Origin of the sequence: Patulibacter minatonensis DSM 18081, assembly GCF_000519325.1 — a bacterium.
GTDB classification, from domain to species: domain Bacteria; phylum Actinomycetota; class Thermoleophilia; order Solirubrobacterales; family Solirubrobacteraceae; genus Patulibacter; species Patulibacter minatonensis.
Window position 1 is genome coordinate 3,811,960 of sequence record NZ_KI912613.1, and the last position, 19,668, is coordinate 3,831,627.

At 73.1% G+C, this 19,668-nt stretch carries 18 protein-coding genes and 2 riboswitches; of the genes, 13 read left to right on the forward strand and 5 right to left on the reverse strand.

From position 1 onward, the window contains the following. Positions 1 to 7: 7 nt before the first annotated feature. On the reverse strand, positions 8 to 676 hold the full coding sequence (locus PATMI_RS37630) for a PulJ/GspJ family protein (RefSeq protein WP_026911844.1): 669 nt from the start codon (positions 674 to 676) through the stop codon (positions 8 to 10). Continuing rightward, complete coding sequence (locus PATMI_RS36070) at positions 673 to 1,671, reverse strand: type IV pilus modification PilV family protein (RefSeq protein ID WP_026911845.1); 999 nt, start codon at positions 1,669 to 1,671, stop codon at positions 673 to 675. The genes PATMI_RS37630 and PATMI_RS36070 overlap by 4 nt, the downstream gene beginning before the upstream one ends. 269 nt (positions 1,672 to 1,940) lie before the next feature. Beyond that, positions 1,941 to 2,020: riboswitch (cyclic di-GMP riboswitch) on the forward strand. A gap of 86 nt (positions 2,021 to 2,106) precedes the next feature. Here PATMI_RS36070 and PATMI_RS38570 point away from each other — a divergent pair. Further along, a complete protein-coding gene (locus PATMI_RS38570) occupies positions 2,107 to 2,583 on the forward strand; it encodes a type IV pilin protein (RefSeq protein WP_084270044.1) in 477 nt (158 codons plus the stop codon). A gap of 239 nt (positions 2,584 to 2,822) precedes the next feature. Beyond that, positions 2,823 to 2,902, forward strand: a riboswitch (cyclic di-GMP riboswitch). Between the two features lie 86 nt (positions 2,903 to 2,988). Next, on the forward strand, positions 2,989 to 3,453 hold the full coding sequence (locus PATMI_RS38575) for a type IV pilin protein (protein WP_084270045.1): 465 nt from the start codon (positions 2,989 to 2,991) through the stop codon (positions 3,451 to 3,453). 216 nt (positions 3,454 to 3,669) lie between these two features. On the opposite strand, the gene PATMI_RS34960 is transcribed toward PATMI_RS38575, so the two are convergent. Continuing rightward, positions 3,670 to 4,170: a NucA/NucB deoxyribonuclease domain-containing protein gene (locus PATMI_RS34960; RefSeq protein ID WP_051471973.1), complete on the reverse strand. Its 501-nt coding sequence runs from the start codon at positions 4,168 to 4,170 to the stop codon at positions 3,670 to 3,672. Between the two features lie 141 nt (positions 4,171 to 4,311). Here PATMI_RS34960 and PATMI_RS0117775 point away from each other — a divergent pair, with 141 nt between their 5' ends. The 3 genes from PATMI_RS0117775 to PATMI_RS0117785 all read left to right on the forward strand — a co-directional run bounded on the left by PATMI_RS0117775 (position 4,312) and on the right by PATMI_RS0117785 (position 6,024). Beyond that, positions 4,312 to 4,767 carry a hypothetical protein gene (locus tag PATMI_RS0117775; RefSeq protein WP_026911846.1) on the forward strand — a complete coding sequence of 152 codons (456 nt, stop codon included), beginning with the start codon at positions 4,312 to 4,314 and terminating at the stop codon, positions 4,765 to 4,767. A gap of 169 nt (positions 4,768 to 4,936) precedes the next feature. Beyond that, positions 4,937 to 5,392, forward strand: a complete 456-nt coding sequence (locus PATMI_RS0117780; protein WP_026911847.1) for a Cif family virulence factor — start codon at positions 4,937 to 4,939, stop codon at positions 5,390 to 5,392. Between the two features lie 92 nt (positions 5,393 to 5,484). Continuing rightward, entirely contained in the window at positions 5,485 to 6,024 is a 540-nt protein-coding gene (locus PATMI_RS0117785; protein WP_026911848.1) for a hypothetical protein, read from the forward strand. A 52-nt stretch (positions 6,025 to 6,076) separates the two neighbouring features. Here PATMI_RS0117785 and PATMI_RS0117790 read toward each other — a convergent pair whose 3' ends face one another. Further along, positions 6,077 to 7,528: a hypothetical protein gene (locus PATMI_RS0117790; protein ID WP_026911849.1), complete on the reverse strand. Its 1,452-nt coding sequence runs from the start codon at positions 7,526 to 7,528 to the stop codon at positions 6,077 to 6,079. Between the two features lie 83 nt (positions 7,529 to 7,611). After that, positions 7,612 to 9,312 carry a sensor domain-containing diguanylate cyclase gene (locus tag PATMI_RS34965; RefSeq protein ID WP_051471974.1) on the reverse strand — a complete coding sequence of 567 codons (1,701 nt, stop codon included), beginning with the start codon at positions 9,310 to 9,312 and terminating at the stop codon, positions 7,612 to 7,614. 231 nt (positions 9,313 to 9,543) lie between these two features. Between PATMI_RS34965 and PATMI_RS31295 the strand changes: the two genes are divergently transcribed. The 8 genes from PATMI_RS31295 (at position 9,544) to PATMI_RS0117835 (ending at position 19,651) form a co-directional block, all read left to right on the forward strand. Next, positions 9,544 to 12,180: a penicillin acylase family protein gene (locus PATMI_RS31295; RefSeq protein ID WP_051471976.1), complete on the forward strand. Its 2,637-nt coding sequence runs from the start codon at positions 9,544 to 9,546 to the stop codon at positions 12,178 to 12,180. 157 nt (positions 12,181 to 12,337) lie between these two features. Next, the gene (locus PATMI_RS0117805; RefSeq protein ID WP_051471978.1) at positions 12,338 to 13,093 is read left to right on the forward strand and encodes a prepilin peptidase; all 756 of its coding nucleotides are present in this window, start codon (positions 12,338 to 12,340) and stop codon (positions 13,091 to 13,093) included. Positions 13,094 to 13,226: 133 nt separating this feature from the next. Further along, positions 13,227 to 14,270 (forward strand): pilus assembly protein PilM, encoded by a 1,044-nt coding sequence (pilM, locus tag PATMI_RS0117810; protein WP_026911851.1) that lies wholly within the window; start codon positions 13,227 to 13,229, stop codon positions 14,268 to 14,270. Then, positions 14,270 to 15,064 (forward strand): hypothetical protein, encoded by a 795-nt coding sequence (locus PATMI_RS0117815; RefSeq protein WP_026911852.1) that lies wholly within the window; start codon positions 14,270 to 14,272, stop codon positions 15,062 to 15,064. The genes pilM and PATMI_RS0117815 overlap by 1 nt, the downstream gene beginning before the upstream one ends. Next, positions 15,061 to 15,852 carry a type II secretion system protein GspM gene (locus tag PATMI_RS0117820; RefSeq protein WP_026911853.1) on the forward strand — a complete coding sequence of 264 codons (792 nt, stop codon included), beginning with the start codon at positions 15,061 to 15,063 and terminating at the stop codon, positions 15,850 to 15,852. The genes PATMI_RS0117815 and PATMI_RS0117820 overlap by 4 nt, the downstream gene beginning before the upstream one ends. Beyond that, entirely contained in the window at positions 15,849 to 16,790 is a 942-nt protein-coding gene (locus PATMI_RS0117825; protein WP_026911854.1) for a hypothetical protein, read from the forward strand. The genes PATMI_RS0117820 and PATMI_RS0117825 overlap by 4 nt, the downstream gene beginning before the upstream one ends. 126 nt (positions 16,791 to 16,916) lie before the next feature. Continuing rightward, complete coding sequence (aroC, locus tag PATMI_RS0117830) at positions 16,917 to 18,107, forward strand: chorismate synthase (RefSeq protein ID WP_026911855.1); 1,191 nt, start codon at positions 16,917 to 16,919, stop codon at positions 18,105 to 18,107. Between the two features lie 5 nt (positions 18,108 to 18,112). After that, entirely contained in the window at positions 18,113 to 19,651 is a 1,539-nt protein-coding gene (locus PATMI_RS0117835) for a bifunctional shikimate kinase/3-dehydroquinate synthase (protein WP_245604189.1), read from the forward strand. Positions 19,652 to 19,668: the final 17 nt, after the last annotated feature.

The window sequence follows — 19,668 nt, forward strand, 5'->3', positions numbered from 1 at the left end:
TGGCCTCTCATGCGGGGACGTTGCGCAGCGTCACGGCGCTTCGGGTGGTCAGGCTGCGGGCGTCCGACGAGCTGCTCTCTCGGACGCTGAGCTGGATGCCGACGGCGCGGATCGCCGCGGCGGTGCGGGTGCACGCGACGGTGTAGGTCGTGCAGGTCGTCGTCGTGTAGTCGAAGAGCTGCGATCCGGCGGACAGGCGGCCGGAGACGAGGGCGGCGTAGCGCCATCCGCCGGAAGTCTCGCTCGTGGCGCAGGTCCCGGGGGCCGGAGGCGCCGTGGCGGTGCCGGTGGCGTCGGTGACCTGGCCGCGCAGCAGCGACTGCCCGTCGCTCGTGACGCAGTACCGCACCCAGCCGGTCGAGCCGTCGGGGAGGTAGACCGAGGCGATCAGGTCGCTGCGGGAGGCGGCGTCGGTGGACGCGACCGGGCTGATGTTCGTGGCCGGTCCGCGGGCCTGCCGGAGCTCGGTGGTCATCGTCCGCATCACCGCGCGGGACTGCTCCTGCGCGTCGGTCAGGCGGCTCGACTTCTGCTGTCCCGTCCGCAGGAGGTCGCCGGCCTGGAGGGTGGCGAGCAGCACGACGATCCCGAGGGTCATCGCGACGAGGAGCTCGACGAGCGTGAAGCCGTCCTCCGACGTCCGTTCGTCGGACGCGGTCTCGTGGATCGCGGTCATGCGGCGGCCCGCCTCACGAGCGCGGACTGCACGACGCGCACAGGTGCGGTCCGTCCCGGCGGGGTCCAGGTCACGGTCACCTCGACGTCCGTGGAGGATCCGATGTGGTACGGCAGGTTGCTCGACGTGTTGCCCGGCGTCGACGGGCAGACGCTGAGCTGGGCCTGCGACCCGAGCGACCCGAGCACGCCGTTCAGCAGGCCGTTGACGCTGCTGAGCGCGTTCGTGCCGTTGCCGAGGAGCTGGCAGACCGGGTTCATCAGGTTCCCGAGCCCGACGGCGTTGAGGATCCCGCCGACGCAGGCGTTGACCCCGAGCACGCCGAGCAGCTGGACGCGCGCGACGACGTTGGCCGCGGGGACGCCGCTCTGGATCTGCGTGGCGATGTCGGACGGCGACGTCAGGAGCGCCGACGCGCAGGCGGTCGGGTTGCCGCCTCCGCCGCCTCCACCACCGCCCCCTCCGCCACCGCCACCGGACGTGGCGACGCGGTCGCAGTCGTAGGCGCCGAGGATCTGGACGTGGTCCACGACGTCCGAGTGGGTGCACGCCTTGTAGCTGACGGTGTAGGTGGTCCCGCCCCGCCGCAGCTGCCAGGTGCTGGTGCGCCGGCCGATGTAGGTGGCGTCGACGGTCTCGGTCGGCGCTGTGGCGGATGCGGCGTCCGGGGACATCGCCTGCTGGATGCGCCGGCCGGGCGTGTCCCCGGTCGTCGCGTCCGGCTCGACCATCTGGTTGACGAGCGGTGAATAGGTCATGCCCTGGGCGCGCTCGACGAGCTCCTCGGCGATGGCCGTGGCGCGATCCTTCTGCAACGACGTGGCCGTGGCACTCGCGCCGCGGTCCATCAGCGCGAGGGTGGCGAGGACCCCGATCACCAGCAGGGCGGCGGCGACGACGACCTCGATCATCGTGAACCCCTCGTCGCCGGCGAGCCGGCGGCCGGACGAGGCTCGTCCCGCGCGGAGCGATCGGTGCTGGGGAAGGGGGAGCATGGTTCTCCTTCGACCACCTCACTGGGACGCCCCGCGACGGTTTGAGGCATCTCGGCGGATGTTTGAGTCCCATGTCGTGGAGAGTGGACGCCGGGCCGGTCGGTGGCAGGGGCGGCGAGCGAGCCTAGGACGATCGTCGCTCGAAGGGCCTCGGCCTCCCGCGTGGGGCGGCTCGTCGTCTCGAAGGTGTATGACGTCGAACGAACGTCTAGTCCGATCAAGGTCGAGGGATCTCGCCCCGATGGGTTGGGTGCAAGCAGCCAGCACCGAGGTGCCAAGGGCAAACCGTCTGTGAGGGCGGGACGCAAAGCCACGGGCCTCTCTTCGGGGAGGGAGCCGGGTCGCCACCGGGGTGCGTGATTGACCCCGCGGCTAGGTCGCGGAGCTGGGTCTTGCAACCCATCCCAATCACCGAATTCTCAGGAGAGAATCCGCATGCTGCAGAAGGCAATTCGCAACTTGAAGAACCAGGAGGGTGAGGGCGAGGGCGGCTTCACGCTCATCGAGCTCCTCGTCGTCATCCTGATCATCGGCATCCTGGCCGCGATCGCGCTGCCGACGTTCCTCGGTCAGTCCGACAAGGCCAAGGACGCCTCGGCGAAGTCGGATGCTCGAAACCTCGTGTCGCAGGTCGAATCCTGCTACGCGACCGAGCAGACCTACGTGAACTGCCACACTGCCGCGCAGATCGGCGACCCGTCGGGCCTCCCGGTTGTCGACGCGGCAACGGCGGCAGCGGTGGCGGCCGGCAAGGTCTCCGTGACGTCGGCGGCCGCCAACACGTACACGATCGTCGCGAAGTCGAAGTCGAGCGACGGAACGGCCTTCACGATCACGAAGTCGACCTCGGGTATTGCCCGCTCCTGCGACAAGCCGGGCAAGGGCGCCTGCTCGTCTAACAGCGACTGGTAGACCCGCCGACATAGCGAAAGGTCCTGCGGGGCGGTCTTATGACCGCCCCGCTTCGCGTTGTGGCGCGATCGACTGCCGTAGTGCGCTGATCCACGTCGATGTCAGGCAACGGGAGAGCATCTCGGTTGGCCGGCACGGCAAACTGATACGCGATTGGTACAGACGTCCATTTCCAACTCGTGTTGCTTCAGGCGGCAGGGATCTCGCCCCGATGGGTTGGGTGCAAGCAGCCAGCACCGAGGTGCCAAGGGCAAACCGTCTGTGAGGGCGGGACGCAAAGCCACGGGCCTCTCTTCGGGGAGGGAGCCGGGTCGCCACCGGGGTGCGTGATTGACCCCGCGGCTAGGTCGCGGAGCTGGGTCTTGCAACCCATCCCAATCACCGAATTCTCAGGAGAGAATCCGCATGCTGCAGAAGGCAATTCGCAACTTGAAGAACCAGGAGGGTGAGGGCGAGGGCGGCTTCACGCTCATCGAGCTCCTCGTCGTCATCCTGATCATCGGCATCCTGGCCGCGATCGCGCTGCCGACGTTCCTCGGTCAGTCCGACAAGGCCAAGGACGCCTCGGCGAAGTCGGATGCTCGAAACCTCGTGTCGCAGGTCGAATCCTGCTACGCGACCGAGCAGACCTACGTGAACTGCGACACGGTCGCGGAGCTCAACGCCTCGGGTCTGCCCCTGGTCGACTCCGCGGACCTCGCCAAGGGCAAGGTCACGGTGAGCGCGGCCGCCGCGAACACCTACACGATCGTTGCCGAGTCCAAGTCGAGCGACGACACGAAGTTCACCATCACGAAGTCGTCCTCGGGTATCGCCCGATCCTGCGACCAGCCGGGCAAGGGCGCCTGCTCCTCGAACAGCGACTGGTAGACCCTTCGGCTCACGCCGCTGGAAGACGCGGGGCGGTCGTTCGACCGCCCCGCGTTTCTGCGTTGTATGACGCGTCCTGCTGGCGGCCGGTCCTACAAGCGCCAGCAAACTGGATCGGGTTTTTGCTGCCCCGACGACTGGTGTGCAGGTCCAGATTCTCACCGCTGGTTCGCGAAAGCCCACGTAGTTGTTCAACGGTTTCTGGGCTCTGACCCCTCAGTACCAGACCACCCGGAACCGCTGCCCCGAGCACCACTTCCGCAGCTTGATCCCCTGGACCGAGCCGGCGCCGCGGTTCTGGGCGGAGTCCACGTAGGCCACGTCTGCGTCCGGCGTCGTCCTCGCCATCGCCGGTGGGTACTCGTCGCGGTCGTCTCCCGGGCGGGTGGGGATGCCGCGCAGGAGGATGCGGCGGCGGTCCGCCGCGCCGGCGCGGTTGATGGTCAGGATTCGCGGGCGTCCCGCGCGGACGGCGCGCTCCCAGTGGGCGCGGACCTCGGGATAGCGCGTGCCGGAGATGCCGAGGTCGACCACCCCCGAGGTCCGGCGACAGCCCTCAGGGTCCTCCGCCGTCCGCGGGTCCGTCCCGGCGCGGGGGGCCGTGGTGTTCGGCGCGCGATCGCCGGGGTCCTCCGCGCCGTCCCCGAGGATCAGGACGCCTCCGCCGCCGAGGGCGACGAGCAGGACCATCACGACCGTGAGCAGGCTGCGGGACACGACGGCGGAGGGTAGGGGGCGGGTCGGACCGGACGACGGTGGGCCTGCTCCGGGCGGCCGGCCCTACGCGGGATCGCCGTCGACCCCGCCCATTCGTCGACCCCGCTCGTCGTCGGCGACGGCCCGCGCCACCATCGAGGGATGCGCACGACCTCGGGAGCCATCGCCACGCGGCTCGCGGTCGTCGGCGGTGCGGTGGCCGGGGCGATCGCCGGCACGCGGCACGTGACCGGCCGGCCGCTCGACGCCCTCACCAGCGCCGCGTGCGTGGCGCACCTCCCGGGCACGGCCGCCCGCTGCGACACCGACCGCTTCCTCGCGGAGAAGGGCCCGTTCATCGGGCCCGCCGTCGTCGGGGGACTGGCCGGCCTGGTGCTGGCGATCGTGCTCGTCGTCCTGGTGTCCGGGGCGCTCCGGGCGCTCACGTCGACGAGACGGACCACGGCCGTCCCGGCGGCCGCGCCCGCATGGGTGCTGTCGTCGTCCGTGTCCGCTCCCGCGCAGCGGTGCTCCTCGTGCGGGCGTGCACTCGATCCGGTCGCCGCGCGGTACGCGGGGGCGCGGTGCGGCACCTGCCGCGACGGCGCGGGCGGCTGACTCGCGCGGGTGCTGGTCGCGGGCCGTTTCACAAGAAGCCGAGGTGTAGGTCTCCGGGGCGGCGGATCCCGCCGGTTGCCCCGGTCGTCCGGCAGGGGCCCCGGGGCGCAGGCTTCAGGGGCGGCGGATCCCGTCGATCGGCACGCGCCGCGTCGGTCACGATGCCCGGGTGCGCCGCCTCGTGGTCCCCGTCCTCTGCTGCTCGGTCGTCGCCCTCGCCGGGTGCGGTGGGGGAGGCGACGGTCCATCGACGTCGGGCTCGGACGAGGATCAGATCCGTGCCGTGGCCGAGGACTTCTTCGCCGCCTACGACGCCAAGGACTGGGACCGTGCGTGCGACCTGCTGTCGCCGAAGGCCAAGAAGCAGATCGCGCAGGCCGCGGTGTTCGTCGGCGCCGACCCGGGCGACTGCCCGAAGACGCTCGAGAAGGCCGTCGCGGCGTCGCGCCAGTCGAAGTCGACGCTCGCGCTGAAGACGGTCCGAATCACCGGCGACACCGCGATCGCACCGGACGGGTCGATCGAGGACGGCAAGCCGACGGACCTCTCGTTCGAGCGGGTCGACGGCAGGTGGTACGCGGGACCGGACCCGGAGGAGCGGACAGGGTCCGACGAGACGCCGTGACGAGCGCTCGAGAGCGTCCTGGAGCTGGCCGCGCTGCTGCCGACCGTCCACGCGCCCCAGCTCCGATTCCCCCGTCTGCCGGTACGGACGCGGTGACCCTCGCCGAGCGTCTGATCGCCATCCACCGGGCGCTCGACGCCGCGGAGGTCCCGCACGCCTTCGGCGGCGCCATCGCCTACTGGACGCTCGACCCGCGCGGGACGAGCGACATCGACGTCAACATCTTCGTCCCGGCCGAGGACAACGGTCCGGCGCTCTCCGCGCTACCCGATGGCATCGACTTGCCGGACGGGGCCTCGGCCACGATCGCGGACGACGGCCAGATGCGCCTGTGGTGGGACGGCACGCCCGTCGATGTCTTCTTCGACTACGCGCCGGTGCACGCCGAGGCGGGCCGGTACCGGAGGATCGTGCCCTTCGCGGGGGGCGAGACCCCGGTCCTCGGGCCCGAGGAGCTCGTCGTGTTCAAGGTGGTCGGGGACCGCACGAAGGACTGGGCGGACATCGAGGCCGTCGTCGCGGCGGGGACCGTCGACCTGTCGATCGTCCGGACGCTGCTCCACGAGATGGTCGGTGACGACGACCCGCGCCTCGACCGCCTCGTCGAGGCGGAGCGCCGGGGCCGCGGCTGACGTCGCCTCGAACGCCGCTCGCCAGCAGCACCGCCCGTCCCGCCGTGATCGCTCAGTACGGATTCGGCTGCAGCGTCGCGACCGCTGCCTGCTCGCCCGGGGCCGGACGCACCGGGTCGGTGCGCGGGTCGGCGCCGTCGGTCCAGGTCAGGGCATCGCCCATGAAGGACGGGGTCGTGGTCGTCGTGCCCACGTCGCGGCGGCCGGCCGCGTCGACGAGCGTGAGCGTCGAGCGGGCCGGATCCGATGTCGGGGAGATCGGCGTCGTCCACGCGACCGCGCCCGGACGGACGACCGCGCCGACCGGGAACTCGACGCGCCCCGTCCGACCCGGATAGGTCGGCGGTCCGGGGATCCCCGGACCTGCGAGGCCACCCGGCACCGTGGTCGTCGAACGGTCCCCGAGGCGCAGGATCTCGGTCGAGTACGAGAAGGAGACGGAGCTGTACGACCGGGCCAGGAGGGTGCGCTCGACGAGGAGCCACGACCCGGTCCGCGCCACGCGGACGACCCTTCGCGTGTGCCCGGCGACGCCGTCGCCCCGCGTCACGACGACCCGGCGGAGAGCGCCCGACGACGGATCGCAGACCAGGAGGAACGCCCACTCGGTGGGCTTGCGGGCCTCGGGCGCGTCGGTCGCGCCGCCGATGTCGGCGACGCGCAGCCCCGCCAGCGGCGACCACCGGGTCGCGTCGACCCGCGGGCACCGGCCCTTCACGGCGGGTGCGAACCTCAGCAGCGTCGCGCTGCCGTCGAGCGCGACGTGCTGGTCGTCGGCGACCCGGACGACGTGCGGGTCAGCGACGCCGGACGGCCGGCGCAACGCCTTCACGGATCCTCCGCGCGACCAGGCCCAGACGTTGCGACGGGCGTCACCGGACCGGCGGGTGAGCGCCCACGCGACGTCCCCGTGGGCGGAGACCTGGAGACGACCGTCGACCGCCCGGCCCGCCCGTGTCGGCACCGTCGACGTCTGCCGCACGCCTTTCACGCGGCCGCCGACGATCCTGCCGACGTGGACCGACCCGCGGGCGCCCCGGGTCGTGCGCCACGCGACGAAGGCCCCGCCGACGCTCACGCCTGCGAGGCGGGTTCCACGGGCCGGGGAGGGCAGGACGGCCAAGCGCCCACGCTCGACGCACAGCGTCACGTGGCGACGCCCCCGTCGGTCGCGATCGTCGCGGACGAACGGCTGCTTGCTGTCGCCGTCCCCGTACAGCCGGTCCTCGTCGAGGCCGAACTGCAGGGTGGTCTGCCGGAAGTCGACGGGGTAGTCCGAGCGCGGGCGTCCCTGCCGGGTCAAGGTCGTGCGGCGGTCGTCGACGCCCTGCGTCACGAGGATGTCCGTCGTGGTGGCGGTCGCGGCCGGACAGGCGGCGGCCCCCGCCGTGGCGGGCATCACCGCGATGGCGGCGGCTGCGGACACGGCGACGAGGAGTGGGCCGAGGCGCCCGCGGGTCGTGCGGGGCGGACGGGAGAACGGGAAGAACGATCGAGCGAGCACGGCTCATCCTGGGACGACGACGGGACGATGCCATCATCCACGACCGCCTGACCCGGACGGGCGTTCGTCGATCTCGTCCCGGCTCAGCCGACGACGACGCGGTCGCGCCCCGCGACCTTCGCGGCGTAGAGCGCGGCGTCCGCACGGGCCACGAGCGTCGTCGCACCCTCGACGCGGTCCCAGGTGGCGACGCCGAACGAGCACGTGACCTCGGTGGGCATGGAGGACCGCAGGCGCTCGATGACGCTGCCGGCGATCTGGCCGTCGACGCCGGGGAGGAGCAGCAGGAACTCCTCGCCGCCGAAGCGCCCGACGATGTCGTCGCCGCGCAGCTCGGCACGCCAGGCCCCGGCGATCTCCGCCAGGATCCGGTCGCCCTCGGGGTGGCCGTAGGTGTCGTTGAACGCCTTGAAGCGGTCGACGTCGACCATCGCGACGGTGAAGGGCTGTCCGGAGCGGTCGGCGCGCTTGACGCCCTGGTCGAGCGCCATGTCGAGCGCGCGGCGGTTCGGCAGGCCCGTGAGGCCGTCCACCAGCGCCTGCTCGCGGAGCCGGGCGACGAGGTCGGCCCGCTCGATCGCGACCGCGGACTCGGCGGCCAGGAGGGCGGAGATCGCGAGCCGTCGCTCGCCCGGGGCCGAGATCCGGCTCGTCCAGCCGCAGAGGAGCACGCCGATCGACCGCTCGTCGAGGAGCACCGGCTCGATCACGACGGAGACGACGCCGGTCCGCTCGATGACGGCGCGGTCGGTCCCCGCGATCACCTGCATGTCGGGGATGAACCGACGGCGGGCGGTGCGCAGGACGTCCCCGGCGATCGACCGGCCCTCGGCCACGTCGACCTGGATCGGGCCGGCGTCGCCCGACCACGCACGCGCCACGAGGCGTCCGTCCCCGTCGGGCTCGAAGAGCATCGCGACGTCGCAGCCGATGAGCTCCTGGGCGGCGACGCAGATGGTGGTCCGGGCGTCGCCCCGCCGGCCGATGTCGCGGGAGACGCGCGCGAAGATCGCCAGGTCGCCCGCCATCTCGGCGCGGCGCTTGTGGCGGCTGCCGTCGATCGTCACGACCAGCAGGAGGACCGACGCGCCGAGCCCGAGGATGGTGGCGAGCGCCGAGGACCCCAGATCCAGGCCCGTCCCGGTGCTCCCGGGCGGTGCCGGCCCGAAGGTCACGGCCGCCATGCCCGTGTAGTGGAGCCCCGCGACCGCGATCCCGAGGCTCGTCGCCGCCCCGAGGCGCCCGAGCGGGCTCCACTCGGTGTTCTCGCCCTGCATCGACGCGACCGACCCGAGGGCGAGGAGCGACGCGGCGTACGCGATCACCATCGAGACGACGACCAGCGTGACGTCCCATGTCATGCTGGCGTCCGACCGGATCCCGGCCATGCTCGTGTAGTGCATCGCCGACACCGCGAGCCCCATGAAGGACGCGGAGAGGAACACCCGGCTGCGCGTGACGCGCGGCTGCGCGACGAGCGACAGGGAGATCGTCGACCCGGCCGCGGCGAAGACGACCGACAGCAGGACGAGGTCGATCCGGAACGAGAAGCCGTGGCTGTCCTCGAGCCCGAGCATCGCCAGGAAGTGCATGCCCCAGATGCCGCACCCCATGGTGAGGCCCGACACGATCAGCAGGCGGCGGCGCTGCGGCGCGTCGGCGCGGAGCGCCCGGGCGGCGATCTCGAGGGCGACGAAGGCGGTGGCGACGGCGGCGACGAACGACACGATCGCCAGGCCGGGGTCGACGTCGGTGAGCAGATGCCGCGTCGCGCCTCCTTCCATGCCGACCATGCTCCCCGAAGTCGACGGTTGCGCAAGGGATCTTGAGCGTTCGGTACGAATTGATACGCGCCCGACACGCGAACGACACCCCCGCGGCGTACACGTGCGGGAATCGGTGGGTCGGCCGGTGTGGATCGGGTGGTGCGAGCTCAGGTCAACCGCCGCCCGGGCCGGGCCATCTGCGGACGACACCGTTCCCAAACGATCGGCGGGCCTGCGTAGTCTGCGCAGATGACGCAGGCGTCACGATTCCGCACCGTCCTCCTCGCCCTGGCCCTCGCGGTCCCGGCGACGTTGGGCGCCCGACCAGCGTCGGCCGCCGACCGGTACGACGTGACGGTCGCCCGCACCGCGTACGGGATCCCGCACATCAAGGCCAAGGACTTCGCGTCCCTGGGCTACGGATACGCGCAGGCGCTGGCCGAGGACGACGCCTGCACCGTCGCGGAGACGTACGTCACGGTGGCCGGTGAACGGTCGCGGTGGTTCGGGCCCGACAAGAGCTACGAGATCCGGGGCAACGGGTCGCGCGCGAAGAACCTCAACAGCGACTTCTTCTACCAGCGGATCAAGGACCGCGGCACCGTCGAGCGGCTCGTCGCCGTCCCGCCGCCGGTCGGCCCGAAGCCGGAGATCATCCAGGCCGTCCGCGGGTACGTCGCCGGCTGGAACGCCTGGCTGAAGCGCATCGGCGGGCCCGCCGGCATCACGAACCCCGCGTGTCGCGGGAAGGCCTGGGTGCGGCCGATCACCGCGATCGACGTCTACCGACGGTTCCACCAGCTCGCGATCCTCGCGTCCGGCGGCGTCGCCATCGACGGCATCGCGGAGGCCCAGCCGCTGACGGGCCCGGTCGACGCGCAGGCCGCGGCGCGCACCGTCGCGCCCGGCGAGCTCGACCGCCGGCTCGGTGGACTCGGGTCCAACGCCTACGCGATCGGGAGGACGGGCTCGCGCGACGGCCACGGCCTGCTCTACGGCAACCCGCACTTCCCGTGGCAGGGTTCCGAGCGCTTCTACCAAGCGCACCTCACGGTCCCCGGGAAGCTCGACGTCACCGGCGGATCGCTGCTGGGCGTCCCGATCGTGCTGATCGGCGCCACGCATGGCGTCGCCTGGAGCCACACCGTGTCGACCGCGCGGCGGTTCGTGCCGTACCAGCTGCAGCTCGTGCCGGGTGTGCCGACGAAGTACGTCGAGGACGGCGTCGTCAAGGACATGCGCGGCGATCGCGTCACGGTCCAGGTGCCCGGGAGCGGGGGGAAGCTCGTCCCACGGACGCGGACGCTGTGGTCGTCGGACCACGGCCCCATCTTCACCTCGCTCCTCGGGCTCTCGCTGTTCCCGTGGTCGCCCGTGAACGCCTACGCGCTGTACGACGGCAACGCCGAGAACTTCGGCCGACTGATGAACCACTTCTTCGACATGGACCAGGCCCAGTCCACGCAGGACGTGGAGTCGATCCTGAAGAAGTACGAGGGCATCCCGTGGGTCAACACGATCGCGGCCGACACCGCCGGGAACGCCTACTACGCGGACATCGGCAACGTGCCGAACATCGACGCGAAGAAGTACGACGCGTGCGAGACCGTGCTCGGGCGGACGACCGACACCCTGCAGCGGCTGCCGATCCTCGACGGCTCCCGGACCGCGTGCCGGCCCGGGACCGACGCCGACGCCGCGGTGCCCGGGATCCTCGGGCCCAAGGCGCTGCCGTCGTTGCGCCGGGACGACCACGTCTCGAACATGAACGACTCGTACTGGCTGACGAACCCGGCGAAGCCGCTCGAGGGCTTCAGCCGGATCATCGGCGACGAGCGCACGGCCCGGACGCTCCGGACCCGCCTCGGGATCACGCAGCTGCAGGAGCGCCTGGCGGGCACCGACGGGCTCCCCGGCAAGGGCTTCGACCTGGAGAACCTCATGCAGGTCGGGATGGGCAACCGGGTCCTCAGCGGCGAGCTCTGGCGCGACCAGCTCGTCGCCGGGTGCACGTCGGAGGCCTGCCGGGTCCTGCGGGGCTGGGACCTCCACAACGACCTCGACTCGAAGGGCGCCGTCCTGTGGCAGCGCTTCGTCGAGCGGCTCGGGACCGTGATCCCGAGCATCGTCACCGGGCTGCCGGTCGCGTCGTCGGTCGTCGGGCCGTTCCGGACGCCGTTCGACCCCGCCGACCCCGTGAACACCCCCGGCGGGCTCAACGCGCTCACGCCGACCGTCCCGGTCGCGCTGAACCAGGCGGTCGACGACCTCGCGAAGGCCGGCCTGCCGATCGACGCGACGCTCCGCCAGGGGCAGACGGTGACGCGACGCGGCGAGCGGATCCCGATCCCCGGCGGTCCCGGCCCGAGCGGCATCTTCAACGTGATCACCCCCGTCTGGAACCCCGCGAAGGGGTACACCGAGGTCGTCCACGGCTCGTCGTTCGTGCAGGCGGTGCACCTGACCCCGGGCTGCCCCGAGATCCGCACGATCCTGACCTACGGGGAGTCCGACGACCCGACGTCGGAGCGCTCGAGCGACCAGACGAAGCTCTTCAGCCAGAAGAAGTGGGTCACCGCGCCGTTCTGCGCGAAGGACCTCGAGGCCGACCGCTCCGCGGTGCGGGTCCACGCCGCCGACGACGGCTCGGTCGTCGCACGGGTGGAGGAGGCACGGGGGAAGTCACGCCCGCGCGTGACGGTGACCCGGACCTCCGGTCGCGCCGGCAAGGTCGTCGTCCGCGTCCGCCGCGGGAAGCGCGTGCTGCGCACCGTCCGGCGGCGCGGGGTCGAGGTCACGACGTCCCCGACCGTGAAGCGCGGGACCTACCGGATCGACGTGATCGTCGGGAAGCGGGTGCTGCGGATCCCGGCGAAGCAACGCTGAGCGGCACCGAGCAGCGTCCAGATTCGTCTGGACGCGGTCAAGGACGATCGGCGGAGCGCCGATGGGTGAGGGACTCGCCACAGACTCGGCACGGTTCGCCGGTCACACGGCGGGATTCGCTCCGTAGGTTCGGCACTCCGACCCCCAGCTCCTCGTCATGCTCCCGATGCTCATCGCCTTCGCCGCCGCCTTCGGGCTCCTGATCGGCTCGTTCCTCAACGTCGTCGTCTACCGGATGCCCAACGGCATCTCGGTGGTCTCCGGCCGGTCGGAGTGCCCGGACTGCCACCACCAGATCCGCGCGTACGACAACGTGCCCGTGTTCTCGTGGCTCCTGCTGCGCGGCCACTGCCGCGACTGCCGCGCGCCGATCTCCGCGCGCTACCCGCTCGTCGAGGCCGTCACCGCGGTGCTCTGGGCGCTCGTCGCCGCGGTCGCCGACAGCACCGTGGACGCGGTCCTCGGGATCGTCCTCGTCACCGCCCTGGTGCCGGTGACGCTGATCGACCTCGAGCACTTCCGGATCCCGAACAAGATCACGTACCCGGCCGCGGTGATCGCGCTGGTCGCCGGGCTCGCGCTCGACCCGTCGGGCGAGCCGGACCGCCTGATCGCCGCCGCTGCGGCCGCCGCGTTCCTGCTCGTCCCCGCCGCCCTCATCAGCGGCGGGATGGGCCTGGGCGACGTCAAGCTGATCGCCGTCCTCGGTCTCTGCCTCGGGCCGCCCGTCGCGGTCGCCCTGCTGGTCGCGCTCGTCGCCGGCAGCGTCGTGGGCGTCGTCCTCGCCGCTCGCAAGGGCGTCCAGGAGGCCCGCAAGACGAAGATCCCGTTCGGCCCCTACATCGCCTTCGGCGGGGTCGTCGCGATCGCCGTCGGCCAGCCGCTGATCGACGCGTACCTCAAGGCGTTCTGAACGTCAAACCCGGCCACCGCGACCGCTCGTCGCGCCTCGGACGAACGTCCAGCGCGTCGACGAACGGTCACCCGCCCCCGAGCCCGGCGTCGATACGACGAGCGACCCCTCGGACAACCCGCGGTCCCCACCTATGCCCAGCCGCCAGCTCACCCTTCCCCGACTGCCGAAGAGCCTCCCGACGCGGCGCCCGCAGAACGCGGCACCCGTCGCCGGGATCCGCATCGGCGCCACCCACGTCTCCGTCGCGGTCGCCGCTCCGGCCTCCGGGCCGCTCGCCCCGCGCATCGCGGCGTCGGCCCCGCTGCCGGCCGGCGCGGTGAAGAACGGCGAGGTCGTCGACGCCGTCGCCGTCGCCCAAGCGCTCCGCCAGGCCGTCGCCGGGCACAGCGGCCTCGGCAAGCAGGCGCGCATCGGCGTCGGCTGCCAGAAGGTCGCCGTCCGCGTGATCGACCTGCCGCCGGTGCAGCGCGAGGAGGACGTCGTCGCCGCGGTCCGGATGCTCGCCAAGGAGCGGATCCCGACCGCCGCGGACAACGCGCTGATCGACTACCGGCTGCTGCCCGACGGCGTGACGGAGAACGGCCAGCCGCAGAAGCGGGCCCTCGTCGTCGCCGCCCGCCGCGAGCTCGTCGACGGCCACGTCGCCGCCGTCCGCGCCGCCGGCCTCGATCCGGTCGGCGTCGATCTCCTGGCGTTCGGGCTGTCCCGGACGGTCCGTCCGTCGGCCGCCACGCTGCTGCTCGACCTGGACGGCGTGACGACGCTCGCGATCAGCGGGCGGGACGACTGCCGTTTCGTGCGGACCATCCCCGCTGGCATCGGCACCGTCGCCGAGGACCTGGCACAGCGCACGGGAGGCGACGTCGCGGCCGTCGAGGCCGCCCTGCTCGGCGACCGCAGCGGCGTCGACTACGAGCAGGACGAGGAGGGGCCCGCGATCGCCCGCACGATCCGCGCGATCGCGTCCACCGTCCGCACGTCGATCGACTTCCACGTCGAGCAGGAGGACGGCACCGCGCCCGAGACCTGCGTGATCAGCGGCCCCCTGGCCGCGCTGCCCGGCGTCGCCGCGCTGCTGCACGAGACGCTGGGCCTGCCCGTGGAGTCCGCCGGAGCGTTGTCCGGCGGTGCCGACCCCGTTGCGCTCGGTCTGAGCGTCGAGGAGGTGCGCTGATGCGCGCGATGAACCTGCTGCCGGTCGAGGAGCGCGGGGGAGCCCGCGCCGCCGGCGCCCCCAGCCGCCTGAACGCCGTCCATGGCATCGCCGGTGTCGGCGCGCTCGTGACGATCGGGATGCTCGGCACCTGGGCGATGGCCAAGCAGGACACGTCCGACGCCAAGCAGTCCGAGGCCGCCGCGATCGCCCAGAGCGCCGCGTCGCAGGCCCAGGTCACGCGCCTGGCACCGGTCGTCGCGTTCGACGCCCGGCGGGCGTCGCGCGAGGCCGCCGTGCTGCAGCTCGCCGCCGGTCGCACCGACTGGGCGGGCGTGCTCCGCGCGACCGCCGGCTCCCTGCCGTCGAACGTCACGGTGAGCACCCTGAAGCTCGCCGCCGCGGACGCCTCGGCCGCCGGCGCCACGACGACGTCCGCCGCGACGCCGGCCGGTCTCGGCGGGTCGGGCTCGGTCACCCTCTCCGTCTGCGCCGACACGCAACCGCGCGTCGCCACCACGCTGCGCCGCTTCCGGGCGCTGCCGCAGGTCGCGGACGTCGCGCTCAGCCAGACCAGCCGCGCCGGCAAGAGCGCCGACGGCGGGTCCGGCACGGCCGGGGCCCAGACCTGCACCGGCGTCCAGGCCGACGCCGCGCTCGGCCTGTCCGCGGAGACGGTCATCGACGGCGCGTCCACCGCGACGCCCGCGTCCACCACCGGCACCGCCACGCCGGGGGCGACCCCGACGGCCACGACGACCACCCCCGGGGCCGCCACGCCCGCGGCGTCCACCACTACCGGAGCGAGCCGATGACCGCCAACATGCAGAAGGTGCTGATGGTCCTCGGGATCATCGTCGTCGGCGCGCTGCTCTGGGTCGGGCTCGTCGGGCCCGCCCGCGACGACGCCGACGCCGCGAAGAGCGCCCAGACCCAGGCCGAGACCGCGGCCGCCGCGGTCGCCGGCCAGCTCGCGACCGCCAAGCAGGCGGCCGAGCGGACCCCCGAGAACGCCCGCACGCTCCGCCGGCTCGCCGTCGCGGTGCCGGAGAAGGTCGAGGCCCCCGCGCTGATCGACCAGCTCGACTCGACCGCCCGGCGCTACGGCGTCAGCTTCGACGTCCTGAAGGTCAGCAACGGCGCGGCCTCGGCCGCCCCGACGGCGACCCCGACCGCGACCACGGCGGCGACCCCGGCGGGGACCGCCGCGGACGGCAGCGCCGTCCCCGGCACCCCGGGGACGCCCACCGCACCGGCGGGCAGCCTCCCGGTCGAGCTCAACGTCGAGCTCGCCGGCACCTACGTCGCGGTGACGAAGTTCGTCAAGGCGGTCCAGGCCGACGTCCGCACGAAGGGCGGCACCAAGGTCAGCGCCAGGGGCCGGCTGCTGCGCATCGAGTCCGTCGACCTCTCCGCCGACGGCGAGGGTGGCGGGAAGACGCTGAAGGGCACGCTCTCGGTCGTCGCCTACCTGCTGCCGAAGGACTCGGCCGCGGCGCCCACGGCGACCACGGGCACCGCCACCACACCCGGCGCACCGGCGGCCACCACGGGCACCGCCACCACACCCGGCACCCCGACCACCACCGGGAGCACGAAGTGAGCCGCCTGCCGAACCCCAGCTTCGACGTCAACGTCGATCCGGTCCTCGGCGCCATCGTCGGGGCCGTCATCGTCCTCGGCGGCGGCGCCGCGGCCTACGGCGCGACCCGCGACACCGAGCCCGACCCCGCACCGCCGGCGACCGCACAGGCCGCCGACCCGGTGGTCGAGCGCGCACTCGCGATCGTCCAGCGCGTCGACGGCACCACCGCCGCCGACGGCACGACGCCGGAGCAGCAGGCCGCGCGCGCCCGGGCCGCGAAGGCCGCGAGCGCGAAGGGCCGCAGCGTCGACCCGTTCCCCGCCGTGAAGGACCCGGAGGCCGCGTCCACCGCCGCCGCCGGCGGCGGCCCGACGACGGCGACCACCACCGCCTCGGCGGCCACGGGCTCGAGCAGCCCCTCGGCGGTCGCGCAGGCCACGGGCGCCGCCGCGAAGTCCGACGCCGCCAACGCCGCCGTCCAGAAGGCGACGGGCGGGTCGACCGCGACCACGACCACGAGCGCGAAGCCCGCGACCGGCGGGGGCTCGGCCAAGGACTCCAAGGCGGTCGCCCGCCGCCTCGCCGCGTCGAAGCCCGCCAAGGTCACGCTCCGCATCGCCACCCAGAAGCGCCGGACGACCGTCAACAAGCGGTCGCTCGGACTCCTCGTCCCGACCACCACGACGTCGGTCGCCCGGGTCGTGGAGGTGTCGTCCTCCAACAGGGTCGTCACCCTGCGCCTGCGGTCCGGCGCGTACCTCACGGGCAAGCAGTCCAAGGGCACCATGTGCGTCCAGCGGCTGAGGACCGGCTCGAAGGACTGCCGGCTGATCCGCGTCCGCACGGGGCGCACCGCCGTCATCCGGGCGCCGAGGACGGCGAAGGGCAAGAACGGCGCGGTCACCGCGCTGCGGGTCCTGAGCGTCTGGCGCGGCGGCTTCAAGCTCGCGGAGTAGGCGGACGGGCCCGGGGCCCGGCCGCGCGGCGACGGCGGACGGCGCGGCGACCCCGCGCGACGGCCGTCCGCGCGCCACCCCGGGGCGGACCGCCGCCCCGGCGGGCCGCCCGTAGAATCCGCCGCCATGTCCCTGACCCTCTCCACTGCAGGCGAATCGCACGGTCCAGGGCTCACGGCGCTCGTCGAGGGACTTCCTGCGGGCCTCGAGCTCGACCGGGACGCGATGAACCGCGACATGGCCCGCCGCCAGCTCGGCTTCGGTCGCGGCGGCCGCATGAAGATCGAGACGGACACCGCCGAGGTCCGCTCGGGCGTCCGGCACGGCCGCACGCTCGGCGGCCCCGTCGCCCTCTGGGTCGTCAACCGCGACTACCAGAACTGGGAGGAGCGGATGAACCCGTGGCCGGTGGACGCCGAGACCCCGCCCGTCCACATGCCGCGCCCCGGCCACGCCGACATGGTGGGCGTCTGGAAGTACGGGCACGACGACGTCCGCAACGTCCTCGAGCGCGCCTCCGCCCGAGAGACCGCGGCCCGCGTCGCCGGCGGCACGCTCGCCAAGGCGTTCCTCCGCGCGCTCGGCGTCGAGATCCGCTCCCACGTCACCCAGATCGGCCCGGTCCACGCGCCGGTGGCCGACCGCCCGCTGACGGTCGCCGACTTCGAGGGCATCGATGACGACCCGGTCCGCACGCTCGACGCCGACACGTCGAAGGCGATGGTCAAGCACATCACCGTCGAGCGGAAGGCGAACGAGTCGATCGGCGGCGCCTACGAGGTCCTGACCTTCGGCCTGCATCCCGGCATCGGGTCGCACGTCTCCTGGCAGGAGCGCCTCGACGGCCGCCTGGCCCAGGCGATCTGCTCGATCCAGGCGCACAAGGGCGTCGAGTTCGGCGACGGCTTCACGCTGGCCGAGACCCCCGGCTCGCGGGCCCAGGACGAGATCTTCGGCGCCGACGACGCGGAGGACGGCGACGTCCACACCGGCGCGGTCCGCCGCCGCACGAACCACGCGGGTGGCCTCGAGGGCGGCATGACGAACGGCAACGTGCTCGTCGTCCGCGCCGCCGTCAAGCCGATCCCGACGATCACGAAGCCGCTGCGCTCCGTCGACCTGTCGACCGGCGAGCCCGCCAAGGCCCTGCGCGAGCGCACCGACAACTGCGTCGTCCCCGCCGCCGGCGTCGTCGGCGAGGCCATGATCGCCATCGTCCTGGCGGCCGCCTACCGCGAGAAGTTCGGCGGCGACCACATCGACGACGTCAAGGCCGCCGTCGCCGCCTACGAGGCGCGCATCGGCTGGACGCGCTGAGCGTCGTGCCCGAGAAGCGCCCCGCCATCGTCCTCATCGGCTTCATGGGGGCCGGCAAGACGACCGGTGCCCGGATGGTCGCCGGCGCCCTGCGCGCCCGGATGGTCGACACCGACAAGCGGATCGAGAAGCACGTCGGGATGACGATCCCGCAGTACTTCGGGCGGCACGGCGAGGCGTCGTTCCGCGAGGTCGAGGAGCACATCACGCTCGAGGTCCTCGACCGCGCCGACGGCGACGTCGTGTCGCTCGGCGGCGGGACGCTGCAGTCCGCGAAGGTCCGCGAGGCCCTGCGCGCCCACATCGTCGTCCTGCTGCAGGTCAGCCTGCCGACGGCCTGGCGCCGGGCCAAGCGCTCGAGCCGCCCGCTCGCCAAGGACAAGGGCGCGTTCGAAGCCCGGTACCACGAGCGCCAGGCGACCTACGAGGCCGTCGCCGACGTGATCCTCCCCGAGGTCGACCGCCAGCTCCTGCGCCCGGCGATCCCGGTGATCCAGTCGGTCAAGGAGGCCAAGGGCGCGCAGCTCCTGTGGGCGCACACGGACTCCGGCGGCTACCCGGTGTGGCTCCGTCCCGGCCTGCTGCGCGACCTCCCGCCGTGGCCGCTGCCCGAGACCTCGCGCCGGATCGCCGTCACCGACGAGAACGTCGCCGAGCACCACGCCGGTCGGGTGCCCGGCCTCGCGGGACTGATCGAGTTCCCCGCGGGAGAGGCCCACAAGACGCTCGCCACCTGCGAGGCCGTCTGGGGGGCGATGATCCAGCAGGGCGCCACCCGCAGCGACCACGTCGTCGCGATCGGCGGCGGCGTCGTCGGCGACCTTGCGGGCTTCGTCGCCGCGACGTTCCAGCGCGGCCTCCCCGTCGTCCAGGTCCCGACGACGCTCGTCGCCCAGGTCGACTCGGCCTACGGCGGCAAGACCGGCGTCGACCTCCCGGCGGCCAAGAACTACGTCGGCGCGTACCACCAGCCCGCCGCGGTGATGGTCGACCCCGACGCGCTGGAGACCCTGCCGCGCGAGGAGCTCGCCGCCGGGTACGCCGAGGTCGTCAAGACCGCGCTGATCGCCGGCGGCGCCCTCTGGGAGCAGGTGTCCTCCGGCGCGCCGGTCGACCCGCTGACGGTCATGCGCTGCGCCCGGACGAAGCTCCAGGTCGTCGCCGACGACGAGCGCGACGGCGGACGCCGACAGGTCCTGAACCTCGGCCACACCATCGGCCACGCGATCGAGACCGTCACCGACTACCGGCGCTACCGCCACGGCGAGGCCGTCGGCCTCGGGCTCCTCGCGGCGCTCCGGCTCTCCGGCCAGGACGCGCTGCGCGACCAGGTCTCGGGCCTCCTCGCGAACGCGGGCCTGCCGACCACGATGGACGCCGCGGTCGACGTCGACGAGGTCCACGAGGCCACGGCCAAGGACAAGAAGCGCCTCGGCTCCGCGCCGGTGCCGTTCGTCGTCGTCCGCGAGCCCGGCGATGTCCGCTTCGGGCAGCAGCTCGCGGCGAAGGACGTGCGGCGCGCGGTCGCCGAGCTGGCCGGCTGACCGCGTCGGCCCGCCGG

What these genes read in the sequence shown, in the direction of transcription:
- PATMI_RS37630 (WP_026911844.1), bottom strand. Translation starts at nt 676, where the DNA reads ATGACCGCGATCCACGAGACCGCGTCCGACGAACGGACGTCGGAGGAC.
- PATMI_RS36070 (WP_026911845.1), bottom strand. Translation starts at nt 1,671, where the DNA reads ATGCTCCCCCTTCCCCAGCACCGATCGCTCCGCGCGGGACGAGCCTCG.
- PATMI_RS38570 (WP_084270044.1), top strand. Translation starts at nt 2,107, where the DNA reads ATGCTGCAGAAGGCAATTCGCAACTTGAAGAACCAGGAGGGTGAGGGC.
- PATMI_RS38575 (WP_084270045.1), top strand. Translation starts at nt 2,989, where the DNA reads ATGCTGCAGAAGGCAATTCGCAACTTGAAGAACCAGGAGGGTGAGGGC.
- PATMI_RS0117775 (WP_026911846.1), top strand. Translation starts at nt 4,312, where the DNA reads ATGCGCACGACCTCGGGAGCCATCGCCACGCGGCTCGCGGTCGTCGGC.
- PATMI_RS34965 (WP_051471974.1), bottom strand. Translation starts at nt 9,312, where the DNA reads ATGGAAGGAGGCGCGACGCGGCATCTGCTCACCGACGTCGACCCCGGC.
- PATMI_RS31295 (WP_051471976.1), top strand. Translation starts at nt 9,544, where the DNA reads ATGACGCAGGCGTCACGATTCCGCACCGTCCTCCTCGCCCTGGCCCTC.
- PATMI_RS0117805 (WP_051471978.1), top strand. Translation starts at nt 12,338, where the DNA reads ATGCTCCCGATGCTCATCGCCTTCGCCGCCGCCTTCGGGCTCCTGATC.
- pilM (WP_026911851.1), top strand. Translation starts at nt 13,227, where the DNA reads ATGCCCAGCCGCCAGCTCACCCTTCCCCGACTGCCGAAGAGCCTCCCG.
- PATMI_RS0117815 (WP_026911852.1), top strand. Translation starts at nt 14,270, where the DNA reads ATGCGCGCGATGAACCTGCTGCCGGTCGAGGAGCGCGGGGGAGCCCGC.
- PATMI_RS0117820 (WP_026911853.1), top strand. Translation starts at nt 15,061, where the DNA reads ATGACCGCCAACATGCAGAAGGTGCTGATGGTCCTCGGGATCATCGTC.
- aroC (WP_026911855.1), top strand. Translation starts at nt 16,917, where the DNA reads ATGTCCCTGACCCTCTCCACTGCAGGCGAATCGCACGGTCCAGGGCTC.